Raw genomic sequence first — 12,651 nt, 5'->3', positions numbered from 1 at the left:
ATTAAGACATTTTTATAGTGTCTTTTTTGGGTACCCTTCTCAATAGAATAATTGCTGTTAAAAAGAAAAGCCCTAAAATTACAATTGCAGCACGCGGACTTCCCGTTCTTTGGTCGATAATTCCGTAAACACACATTCCTATTACGATTCCTATTTTTTCAGCAACATCATAAAAGCTGAAAAATGAAGCTGTATCTACAGTTTCAGGCAGTAGTTTTGAATAAGTAGAACGTGACAAAGCCTGAATTCCGCCCATTACAAATCCTGCAACTGTAGCCATAACATAAAAATGAATTGGTAAAGTAATAAAAAAAGCAAGAGCACAAAATACTGCCCAGATACTGTTAATGACAATTAACGTTGGAATATTCCCAAATTTTGCTGAAGCTCTCGATGTTATAACAGCACCAACAACAGCAACCAATTGTATTATTAAAATGCAGATAATTAAACCAATTGTACTTTCTTCTTTAGACGACCATTTAATTTCCTGAGCGCCAAAATAAGTTGCAACAAGCATTACTGTCTGCACTGCCATACTCGAAACAAAAAAGCCTCCTAAATAACGTTTTAAAGGAATATTGTCTTTCAATAATCCCCAAACTTTCTTTAACTCTTTAAAACCATTAAAAACGACAGACTTTGTTAATTTTTCACCATTCTCTTTATTTCCTTTTGGCAAATAATAATAGGTATACTGGCTAAATAAAACCCACCAAACTCCAACCATTATAAATGAATATCGCATAGCTTTCATTGCTGCTTCTCCTTCAGTTCCGGTAATTCCAAAAAGATTTGGTTTCATGATCATTGCCAAATTGATAATTAACAAGATCACACTTCCTATATAGCCAAGCGAATAACCTTTGGCACTAATTTTATCCTGCTGTTCTTCAAAAGCAATATCTGGTAAATACGAATTGTAAAAAACCAAACTTCCCCAGTATCCTATTAAACCAAGAAAATAAAAGGCAAGTCCAATATAAATATTTTCAAGATCAAACCAATATAATCCCATGCAGGATATAGCACCAAGATAACAGAAGAATTTCATGAATGCCTTTTTGTTCCCAACATAATCAGCAATTCCCGATAGTAATGGTGAAATAAAAGAAACCACCAAAAAAGCAAAAGCAGTTGTAAAACTAATTAAAGCAGAATTCTTTAGGTGTAAACCAAAAACATCAATATAATGATCTCGTTTAGAGAATAAAGCTTCATAAAAAATAGGAAATACTGCCGAAGCAATCGTAAGTGTATAAACTGAATTTGCCCAATCATAAAATGCCCAGGCATTTAATAATTTCTTATCTCCTTTTTGTAGGTTTTTCATAGAAATGGTTTTGTTAACAGGTTACGAATTTATCCAATTTTTATCATAATCAAATAGATTTTCCATAAATCGTGTATTATTAAATTATAAAGAATCATAGAAACTAACTGTATAAAAAAAAGCTACTCCAAAAAGGGTAGCTTTTATATTGTAAAAATCAGATTTAAAACTTATCTAATAACACCTACTTTAAGTGCTGTTGCTTTTGCTTCGGGAATTAATGATTTTAAATTTGCAATTCTGGTCGCGTCAGATGGATGCGTGCTCATAAACTCCGGAGTTCCTGCAGCTCCTGATTTGGCTGACATCCTAGTCCAAAATGAAATTGCATCATCTGGATTATAACCTGCAATCGCCATAAGGGTTAATCCAATTTTATCGGCCTCTGTTTCATTGCTTCTGCTAAAAGGAAGCATCACTCCTACTTCAGAACCAACGCCATATGCTTGTGCAAATATTTGTCTGGTCGCCTCAGATTTATTACTTGTTGCGGCATCTAATGCTGCACTTCCAATTTGTTGTAATTGTGCTGCGCTCATTCTCTGTGCACCATGATTCGCTAATGCATGCGAAACTTCATGTCCCATAACGGTTGCTAAACCAGCTTCATTCTGAGTTACAGGCAAAATTCCTGAATAAACTACAATTTTACCACCGGGCATACACCATGCGTTTACTTCCTTATTATCTACTAATTTGTACTCCCATCGATAATCTTTAAGATATTGTGACTGACCTAAATAAGTCAAATATTTTTCGGCAGCAGCTTTAATTTTCATACCAACATTTTCTACTCTTTTGGCATCTGCAGTTCCTGTAATTACTTTGTTTTCAGTCAAAAATGTATTGTATTGCTGAAAAGACGTTGGAAACAATTCACTGTTTGAAACAAAATTTAAGTTTTGCTTTCCTGTAATTGGATTTGTTGCACAAGCACTAACTAAGAGAACTGTAAAAATTGCTAAGAGTATATGATTTTTCATAATGCTATAAGTTAAATGTAATGTAAAAATACAAATACTATTATTTACGATCTTACATAATTAAGAAAAAAAATATCAAAATTTTTATTTATTCACCAACAATATGAAGTTCACTAAACTCTTTGTCAACAATTAAAAACTGATTTGCTTCAAACTCAATTTTATTGAATTCGACTTTTTCATTGTCAATTTCTATTTCAGTTACTTTAAAAGGTAATCCAATTAAATTAATTTTATACTTGGTATACGGAGTATCGTATTTTCCTTCTTTATGAAGCTGTACAATCAATTCTTTATCTTTTCCGATAGTTCTAAACGATAAAAAGCTGTAACGCCCTTTTTTATAGTCATAACCATCTTGAGCATCTTCATATACTACCGACTTTTCTTTCCCAATTTTGAAATACAAATCGAGTGTTAATTCGTCAAATTCCAGCTCTCCAACATATTGCTGAACTGGGTATTTTGGAATTATGGCTCCTGCTTTTACAAAAACCGGAATCTCATCAAATTTAGTATCAACCCAGACTTCTTTTCCTCCTATTGAAAATTCATTTGTCCAGTAGTTATACCATTCACCTCTTGGTATATACATACGTCTACCTACAGCATTAGGTTCAAGAATTGGACAAACTAAAATTTGATTTCCAAAGATGAATTCATCATTACGGTAATGCGTTTGAGTATCATCCTGATCGTAATAAACTAATGGTTTTAGCATTGGAATTCCTTCTTCAATATATTGCCAAAACATCGTGTATAAATACGGTAATAATTGGTAACGTAAACTCACAAACTTTCTGGTAATATTGATCACTTCTTCATCAAAAGCCCAAGGTTCCTGATTGCCGTGATCTCCAGATGAATGCGTTCTGCAAAACGGATGAAAAACTCCTAACTGAATCCAACGAGCGTATAATTCTCCTGTTGGCTGCTCTGCAAAACCACCAATATCAGAACCGGTAAAACCCATTCCTGAAATACACATTCTTTGAACCTGAATATTAGCAATCCACAAATGTTCCCAGGTTGCAACATTATCTCCAGTCCAAGACGATGTATAACGCTGTGCACCAGAATAAGCAGATCTTGTAATTACGAAAGGACGTTTTGGATAAGCAAAACGCTTTACACCATGATAAGTCGCTCTCGCCATTTGTGTACCATAAATATTATGCGCTTTCCTGTGACTACACGGATTTCCGTCGTAAACATGACGAACATCCATTGGGAAAGTTTTATTTGGAACTTCCATAACAGCAGGTTCGTTCATATCATTCCAAACACCCTTGACTCCAATATCTGAAATTAATTCTTTAAATAATCCTGCCCACCATTCTCTTACAACAGGATTTGTATAATCCGGAAAATTGCATTCTCCAGGCCAAACTTTTCCTTTCATATAAGGACCATCAGCTCTTTTACAGAAATAATCCTTTTCTAGAGCTTCTTTATAAACCCAATAATCTTTGTCAATTTTTATTCCCGGATCAATGATTACAACCGTTTTAAAGCCATCTTCGGCTAATTCAGCCACCATTCTTTTTGGATCAGGAAAATATTCTTTACTCCACGTAAAACATCGAAATCCTTCCATATAATCGATATCCAAATAAATAGCATCACACGGAATTTTGAGTTCTCTGAATTTTGATGTAATTTCTTTTACTTTACTCTCCGGATAATAACTCCATTTACATTGATGGTATCCTAAAACCCATAACGGAGGTAATTCCGGCTTTCCGGTCAAATCGGTATAAGTTGTTACCACATCCTGCATTTGCGGGCCGTAAATGAAGTAATAATTCATTTCGCCACCTTCAGCCCAAAAACTGGTAACGTTTCTTCTTTCCTGACAAAAGTCAAAGAAAGTTCTGAAAGTATTGTCGAAGAAAATTCCGTAAGATTGTTTGTTGTGCAAACCAATATAAAAAGGAACTACTTTATATAATGGATCTTGTTCTTTTTGGTAAGCATATTGATCTGTAGCAAAATTTTCTAATCTTTTGCCTTTTAAATTCATTTGGGTAGCCTTATCGCCTAAACCGTAAAAGCATTCTCCATCTTTAGAGGATTTACTCATTTTTACGATATTCCCTCCAAACTCATAGCTTTCTTCCCAATGAAATCCAAGTTCATCTTCAAGAATTAAAAGGTCATTTAAATCATAGATAGACAAACGAAGATCCACTTTTTGTATCTTACATTTAACCTTACTTGTTCTAATTAGAAAATAAGTATCTTCTTCAGTAAGTTCTAAAAAATTATAGCCATGAAGCTGGGTTTTATCAATTGCATACGAAAAATCATTACTAAAATATCCTTTTGTAGTAAAACGAAATCGAATTAAACTATCTCTAAGAACAGTGACTCTTAAAATAACTTTATTGTCAGTATGAAAAAAAATGGAATCACCTTCCTGCTCATGTGACACAATTTTTGATGGATATAAATCGCCTTTATATTCTAATGATGTATTTGTAATCATGTCGCTAATAAATTAATTAATCTAATTCTAATCTCTCTTTCAAACATACAAAAAAACTCAGTAAACGACTATGAATAAACGGATTATTCACGAAAACGTTTTTTCTGAATGAGTCTTAAATTACACCTTAAAAAATCGACAATTCAATAATATAAAAACATTAAACTGATAAAATGGCATTGCCGAAAATAACGACTATTGTTTTACACAAAAGAATAAACCGTAACACTTAATGGCGGTAAAATTAATTCGATAGAAAATTCTCTTCCATCATAAGGTATCGATTCTATTTTTAGAGTTTTAGAATTTCCTATTCCACTTCCACCATAAATACTAGCATCACTATTAAAAATTTCTTCTAATTTGCCTTTTTTCGGAATACCTATTCTGTAGTTCTCTCTGACAACTTGTGTGAAATTGCAAACAACAATTACATTTTCATCAGAATTATTTCCTTTTCGGATATAAGACAAAACTGCATTTTGATGATCCGAATAGTTAATCCATTCAAAACCATCTCCGCTAAATTGTTTTTCATACAAAGCCGGACGAGATTTATACAATTGATTAAGATCTGTAATTAGCTTTTTTACACCAGAATGGTAATCATACTCTAATAAATGCCAATCTAAACTTTTCTCAAAATTCCATTCATCACTCTGTCCAAACTCTGATCCCATAAACAATAATTTAGTTCCGGGATGCGTGAACATATAACCGTAAAGTAATCTTAAGTTGGCAAACTTTTGCCATTCGTCTCCCGGCATTTTGTTTGCAATAGATTTTTTTCCATAAACAACTTCGTCATGAGAAAACGGCAACATAAAGTTTTCAGTAAAAGCATATGTCATCGAAAAAGTCAAATCATCTTGATGGTATTTGCGATAAACCGTTTCTTTTTGAAAGTATTTTAAAGTATCGTGCATCCAGCCCATCATCCATTTCATTCCAAATCCTAAACCACCTGTGAATGTAGGTCTTGAAACCATAGGAAAGGAAGTACTCTCTTCTGCAATAGTCTGAACTCCATCGAAATTAGCATAGATTACTTCATTAAATTCTTTAAGAAAACTTATAGTATCCAGATTTTCTCTTCCGCCATAAATATTAGGTTCCCACTCGCCTTCTTCTCTGGAATAATCAAGATACAACATCGAAGCCACAGCATCAACTCTTAATCCGTCGACGTGATAATGTTGAAGCCAAAAAACAGCATTACTGATAAGGAAAGCTCGAACTTCATTACGTCCATAATTAAAAACCAAGCTTTTCCAGTCCGGATGATATCCTTTTCTGCGATCGGGATGCTCATATAAATGCGAACCATCAAAATAGCCTAAACCGTGTGCATCATCAGGGAAATGTGATGGAACCCAGTCTAAAATCACTCCAATTCCGGCTTGATGCAGTTTATCAACTAAAACCATAAAATCCTGCGGTTTCCCAAAACGAGAAGTTGGTGCAAAATAGCCCGTTAATTGATATCCCCATGAAGGATCATAAGGATATTCCATAATAGGCATAAATTCAACATGTGTAAAACCGGTTTCCTTTACATAAGCGACCAGGTCATCTGCCAATTCCAAATACGTTAAAAATTGATTATGATTTGCTCGTTTCCACGATCCTAAATGTACTTCATAGACTGAATAAGGTTTGTCCAGAGCATTATTTTCCTTTCGCGAATGCATCCAGTTTTCATCCTTCCACTTATAATCTAAATCCCAAATAACTGAAGCTGTATGAGGTGGTTTTTCACAATACAAAGCAAATGGATCTGCTTTTTCAGTTACAATTCCATCAATGTTGGATTGAATTTTATATTTATAAAGTGCCCCCTTTGCAAGATCAGGAATGAATCCTTCCCATATCCCGGAAGAATCCCAACGAACTTGCAAAAGATGCTCTCCTTGTGTCCAGTAATTAAAGTCACCTACAACAGAAACCGTTGCTGCAGTTGGAGCCCAAACTGCAAAATAAACACCTTTTACTCCATTAACGTCAACTAAATGCGCTCCTAATTTTTCGTATAATTTGAAGTGTTTTCCTGCTTTGAATAAATCAATATCAAAATCAGTAAATAAAGAATGCGTGATTACTTTAGACATATTTGGTTTTTATGGCAATAATTAATTTTTAATATTTTTATTCAATTCTAAAATTATCCGACAAAATAGCACCTTTTTTAATGACAACAATTCCGTCTTTTATACTGTATAATTCGTTAGTAAAGTTATCTAAATGCTTTCCTCCGCTAATATGTACATTGTTTCCTATTCGTACATTTTTATCAACCAAAGCATTTTGTATAAAACAGTTCTCACCAATACCAACATGAATTTTATTGATACTGCTTTCATGATTTAATTCATCAAGATCCTGATAAAAATCATTACCCATTACATAACAATTTTCAAGAACAGTTCCTTCTCCAATTCTCGAGCGAATACCAATTACAGAGCTTTTAATTTCTTTGGCATTAATAATACAACCTTCTGAAATTAAAGATTGATTGATATTAGAATTTCTAAATTTTGATGGAGGCAATAATCTGGGCCTCGTAAAGATTTTATTCTCATTATCGAATAAATTAAATTCAGGAATATCAGCAGTTAAACCAATATTTGCCTCAAAAAATGATTCAATATTTCCAATATCCGTCCAGTATCCTTCATATTGATAACTTAGAATTTTATGTTTTCCAACAGCCTGAGGAATAATTTCTTTTCCAAAATCTTTTGTATCCGGATTCGACATTAATTCTTCTAATAATGGCTTATTAAATATATAAATCCCCATTGAAGCAAGGTATTTTTTACCTTTTTCCTGCATTTGTTCGCTTACTTCAGACTCCCATTGTGGCAAAAGCGATGCATCAGGTTTCTCAATAAAAGATTCTACGCAATTTTCGTGATTTGTTTTAAGAATTCCGAATTCTGGAGCATCTTTGGCGTTTACCGGTAAAGTAGCAATTGAAATTTCAGCATCAGCAGCAATATGGGCTTCTAACATTTCGTTAAAATCCATTTGATACAATTGGTCACCCGATAAAATTAAGGCATAATCAAAATCATGTTTTAAGAAATGTGACATACATTGTCTTACAGCATCTGCAGTTCCCTGAAACCAAGTTGGGTTATCCGGCGTTTGTTCAGCAGCCAAAATGTCAACAAATGATTGACTCAGTATGCTAAAATTGAATGTATTTTTAATATGGGCATTTAAAGAAGCCGAATTAAATTGCGTCAAAACAAATATTTTAAAAATATCAGAATTGATACAATTTGAAATTGGAATATCTACCAACCTATATTTTCCTCCAATCGGAACGGCTGGTTTTGATCTGGTTTCTGTTAATGGAAATAAACGGGATCCTTGTCCTCCTCCTAAGATAATGGCAATTACACTTTTCTTTTTAAACTTCATTTTTCTCAATTATTAGGTTGTATATTTCAATATATTCTTGACAAACTCTTTCCCAGGAATGATCTGTTGCCATTCCAATTTTTATAATCTTATTAAAATTTAACTTGTCATCGTACAATTTTACAGCGCGGTTTATCGAATAACATATATCGCCAACCGAAGCCTGATCGTGACAAATTCCGTTTCCATTATCTCCAAAATCAATTACAGTATCACGGAGTCCGCCAGTTCTTCGTACAATAGGAACAGTTCCATAACGCAAAGCATACATTTGATTTAATCCGCAAGGCTCAACTCTTGAAGGCATTAAAATATAATCTGAACCTGCGTAAATCAAATGTGCTAATTCTTCATTATAACCAATAAAAACATTATAATTACCTTTATAATCATTTCGCAATTGTATCAATTGCTCCTCTATAATTGAATTTCCGGATCCTAAAATTAAAATATTGATATTCTCAAAATTCTCGGACAAAGCCAAAGCCGAAGCCTGAGGCAATAAATCACCCCCTTTTTCCTCAAATAAGCGTCCAATAAAACTAAAAAGAGGCTTTGTTGGATCTAATTCAAATTGCTCACATAGCTTTTCTTTATTCTTCTGTTTACCAACTTCAAAAGTTTCAATCGAATAATTATTTACAAGCATCTGATCTTTAGATGGATCCCAAACTTCAAAATCAATTCCGTTTAAAATCCCTTTAGATTTATTTCGAACGGAGTTAAATAATCCCTCTAATCCATTTGCTGATATGTTAATTTCATTTAAATAACTCGGAGAAACAGTTGTAACAGCATGAGCACATTTAACAGCAACCGCTAAAGAATTGAGCGAGTTATTCCATTCTAAAAACCCAACATGAATCAAATCAAATTCTGGTATATAATGAAGTTTATCAAAACCAAACCAACCTTGATACAAACCATTGTGAATTGTAATAACGGTTTTTATGCTACTTAGTTTTTCATATTTAAAAGCATATTTTACCATAAAAGGAATTAATCCAGTATGATGATCATGACAGTTAATAATACTAGGAACTTCTTCCCGCATTAAAATCCAATCCAGGCTTGCAATTTGAAAAGCAATAAATCGCTCAATATCGTCTTCGTAACCATATACATTCGGCCGATCAAATAATTCATTGATTTCGATTAAATACAATTCATAACCAAGTTTGTCAGTTGTCTCTTTTAAAACACTAAACGGAAAATCAAAATTCCCCAACTTAACACTTCCCCAATGAACACATTCGAAATCATTCTCTTTTCTAAATTTCGTACTATAACAAGGAACTACAACCCGAACCTGATTCCCTGCATTAGTCTGATATTTAGGTAATGCACCAACTACATCGGCCAACCCTCCAACTTTTGCCATTGGGTAACATTCTGCACTAATATGAAATATTTCCATCCTATGATTTTATAAGCGTATTAAATAATAATTTGTGAGTTATTTTTTTAAGTAAACATTTAATAATGTGCTACTTTTATGTTTTTTAAATTTAGGAAAAAATAAGCAAAATTAAGCCCTCAAGAAAAATTTATCAATATGACAAAAAAGGTAACTAATCATACTAAATCATTAAAAATTCCGCAGTTTATAATTGTATCCAGCAAAATATGCGCTTTTATTTCAACCAAACTGGTTACTTCGTATGCAGCAAAATTGTTTACAACACCAATAAAACATAAGGTACCAAAACGAGAGTTTGAAATGGATCAAAAAAGTATCCAAAAGACGATCTACGTTCCATCAATTGATAAAAACATTATAACATACAAATACGGAAAAAGCGAACATAAAATTCTATTGGTTCATGGATGGTCAGGCAGAGGTACACAATTATTTAAGATAGCCGATGAACTTCTAAAAAACGGATATTCCACAGTAAGTTTCGATGCACCAGCCCACGGAAAATCTAAAGGGAATTCTACAATAATGTCTGAATTTATTGCTTCGATATTAGAAATTGAAAAGCAGTTTGGTCCATTTGATTTTGCAATCGGGCATTCATTAGGAGGTATGTCAGTTTTAAATGCAATAAAAGATGGTCTTCGTGTCAATAAAGCTATAGTAATTGGCAGTGGAGATATTGTTCAGGACATACTGGATGATTTTATTTCTAAACTAGGCTTAAAGCAAGAAATTAGTGAACATCTTCGTGATCGTTTTGAGAATAAATACCAAGTAAAAATGGATGATTTCTCTGCTTATAAAGCCGCTCAAAAAGTAAAAATTCCAGTTTTAGTAGTACATGACAATGATGATCCGGAAGTTCCCGTAAAAGCAGGTATACATATTCATGAAAACCTAAAAAATGGAACTTTATATCTAACCGAAGGATTAGGACACAGGAAAATCCTTGGAAATCAAAATGTTATCAAAAATATATTAGATTTCATTAAAAGTAATTAATTTTGTGATAGTTGTGTTTTAATTATTTACTTCTAAAAATATCAAAATGGATTTATTTGGAGAAACAACAAATTGGGAAAAGAAATTAAAACCAATTTTAGATAAATATAAAGGAAAAAAGCACCCTTTAGATTATCAAAATACCTATCAATTATTGGTTATGGTAATTTTATCAGCACAAGATTCTGATGCGAATATAAACAAGATAGCACCAATTTTGTTTGAAAAATATCCAACATTAAAAAGTTTGTCTGAAACAAATTCTGAAACATTTATTCCTTACATAAATAAAGTTCGAAACTATCCAACAAAAGCACAATGGCTTTTAGAAATTGCTAAAACAATCAAAAACGATGAAGATATCCCTTTAACTATGCAAGGATTAATCGCTCTAAAAGGTGTTGGACGAAAATCTGCTAATGTAATTCTAAGAGAAACCAATAAACCTGCAGAAGGTATCATTGCAGATTTACATGTAATTAGAGTAGCTCCAAGAATTGGAATAATTAAAGAAAGTAAAGACGGAAATAAAATTGAGAAAGACTTAATGCAAGTTTTACCAAAAAATATTTGGTCTGAAATTGGAATGGCAATATCTTTTTTAGGCAGAGAAACCTGTAGACCTAAACCTAAATGCGAAGAATGTTTAATTGCTGATAGTTGCAATTATTATATGACAGAAGTTATTTAACTACTTTCTACGTGTATCAATTAAGTAAATAATTTTCCATTCATTCTTTTCCTTAAACAAGGTAAAAGTATTTACTCCTGAATGACTTAATTTATCGTTCAAATAAAATTCATACGGTGCCCAAACATGTGCCATTGTACCATCAATTTGAATATTACAGCTCAAAATCTTTTCCATAAACTTCATAGTTGACGAAATTGAAGCAATCGATTTATAAAATTCATTTGCATTCTCATCAGATAATCTATTTCCCTTAACAGTACTTTCGCTAATAGATTGCAAAATCATTTTATCAGCACAAACTGATTTTATTCTGTTCGTATCTTTCTGATGAAATCCTTCAAAAAAAAATTCAATAGTTTTCTGAACTTCTTGTTTTTGCGCGTTACAAGTTAGTCCCAATAAAAATAAAAGAAATAAGAAAATTACTCTCATAAATAAATTTTAAAATTAGACTCCAAATTGAGTAAGATGATGATCTAAATGTTTGGCAAACATATTGTTCCACTCTTTTGCGGTCAATTTTCCAAAAGAAAGAGATTCTTTACCTTCAAATTCTTTTTCACCTAATTCTTGAGTTCGTTGTATGTAAGTAATTAACCGTTCTTTTTCAATATCGAAATCACGATTGTCTTTAATAATAAACTGTGGAGCAGTTCGACTATTTCTAGGATAAGGTTTTTCATTAACCACACCATTTTTTACAAATAATTTCAGAATAATTTTCAAAAACCCATTCGGTTTCGGATGAATATTATCATAAACCATTTCATAAGTAACATTACAATGTGCCAACATCTGAGCAACACTCATACTGCCCCAAAGTGCTGTTGAATCAGTTTTAAGATCATTTATACGTTTTATAATTTCTGCAGAATCTTTTTTAAAGAAAATATTTTTCATTATTTATAAGTAAATTAAAGAATATTAAATATTCAGGCAAATATAGTATAAAAACTAAATTCAATCTTAAGCGTAATTTATCAAAATCCTTAAAGGTACATAGTAATACTTTACTGAGAATCGCTTAATTAAGATAAAGTATTACTAATTTACAAATATGCGATTCTCACAAGCTTATATTTCAAGATTAAAAATTTAATTTTTCTTTTAGAATAGAGAAAACGTAGATTTTTTTTTCAAAAACTTATATAACGCAAAAAACCCTATCCGAATTGGATAGGGTTTTTAAAAGAAAGGCGACGACATACTCTCCCACATAACTGCAGTACCATCTGCGCAGGCGGGCTTAACTACTCTGTTCGGGATGGGAAGAGGTGAGCCCCGCCGCAATAACCACCTTAAGGT

10 protein-coding genes and 1 rRNA gene are annotated in these 12,651 nt (G+C 32.4%); 2 read left to right on the top strand and 9 right to left on the bottom strand.

The genetic code is table 11. From position 1 onward, the window contains the following. Position 1: 1 nt before the first annotated feature. The 6 genes from ACHRVZ_RS00055 to ACHRVZ_RS00030 all read right to left on the bottom strand — a co-directional run bounded on the left by ACHRVZ_RS00055 (position 2) and on the right by ACHRVZ_RS00030 (position 9,647). Entirely contained in the window at positions 2–1,333 is a 1,332-nt protein-coding gene (locus ACHRVZ_RS00055) for an MFS transporter (RefSeq protein WP_395419930.1), read from the bottom strand. A 170-nt stretch (positions 1,334–1,503) separates the two neighbouring features. Then, positions 1,504–2,316: a M48 family metallopeptidase gene (locus ACHRVZ_RS00050; protein WP_395419929.1), complete on the bottom strand. Its 813-nt coding sequence runs from the start codon at positions 2,314–2,316 to the stop codon at positions 1,504–1,506. Positions 2,317–2,404: 88 nt separating this feature from the next. Continuing rightward, positions 2,405–4,804 carry a glycoside hydrolase family 31 protein gene (locus tag ACHRVZ_RS00045; RefSeq protein ID WP_395419928.1) on the bottom strand — a complete coding sequence of 800 codons (2,400 nt, stop codon included), beginning with the start codon at positions 4,802–4,804 and terminating at the stop codon, positions 2,405–2,407. A gap of 203 nt (positions 4,805–5,007) precedes the next feature. Further along, positions 5,008–6,912 carry a 1,4-alpha-glucan branching protein GlgB gene (glgB, locus tag ACHRVZ_RS00040; protein WP_395419927.1) on the bottom strand — a complete coding sequence of 635 codons (1,905 nt, stop codon included), beginning with the start codon at positions 6,910–6,912 and terminating at the stop codon, positions 5,008–5,010. A 37-nt stretch (positions 6,913–6,949) separates the two neighbouring features. Then, positions 6,950–8,230, bottom strand: coding sequence for a glucose-1-phosphate adenylyltransferase (locus ACHRVZ_RS00035; protein ID WP_395419925.1), 1,281 nt, complete (start codon positions 8,228–8,230; stop codon positions 6,950–6,952). Then, complete coding sequence (locus ACHRVZ_RS00030) at positions 8,220–9,647, bottom strand: glycogen synthase (protein WP_395419924.1); 1,428 nt, start codon at positions 9,645–9,647, stop codon at positions 8,220–8,222. The genes ACHRVZ_RS00035 and ACHRVZ_RS00030 overlap by 11 nt, the downstream gene beginning before the upstream one ends. A gap of 138 nt (positions 9,648–9,785) precedes the next feature. On the opposite strand from ACHRVZ_RS00030, the gene ACHRVZ_RS00025 reads away from it, so the two are divergent. Next, entirely contained in the window at positions 9,786–10,652 is an 867-nt protein-coding gene (locus ACHRVZ_RS00025) for an alpha/beta hydrolase (RefSeq protein WP_395419923.1), read from the top strand. 46 nt (positions 10,653–10,698) lie between these two features. Beyond that, entirely contained in the window at positions 10,699–11,343 is a 645-nt protein-coding gene (gene nth / locus ACHRVZ_RS00020; RefSeq protein WP_395419922.1) for an endonuclease III domain-containing protein, read from the top strand. Here the strand turns inward: nth and ACHRVZ_RS00015 are convergent, their stop codons facing one another. The 3 genes from ACHRVZ_RS00015 to rrf form a co-directional block, all read right to left on the bottom strand. After that, a complete protein-coding gene (locus ACHRVZ_RS00015; protein WP_395419920.1) occupies positions 11,344–11,778 on the bottom strand; it encodes a nuclear transport factor 2 family protein in 435 nt (144 codons plus the stop codon). Positions 11,779–11,793: 15 nt separating this feature from the next. Beyond that, a complete protein-coding gene (locus ACHRVZ_RS00010; RefSeq protein ID WP_395419919.1) occupies positions 11,794–12,246 on the bottom strand; it encodes a DUF1569 domain-containing protein in 453 nt (150 codons plus the stop codon). Positions 12,247–12,537: 291 nt separating this feature from the next. Next, positions 12,538–12,647, bottom strand: a 5S ribosomal RNA gene (gene rrf, locus ACHRVZ_RS00005). Between the last annotated feature and the right edge of the window lie 4 nt (positions 12,648–12,651).

This window comes from Flavobacterium sp. FlaQc-57 (genome assembly GCF_044007395.1).
Taxonomy (GTDB): domain Bacteria; phylum Bacteroidota; class Bacteroidia; order Flavobacteriales; family Flavobacteriaceae; genus Flavobacterium.
This window is presented reverse-complemented; position numbering and strand designations above follow the sequence as displayed.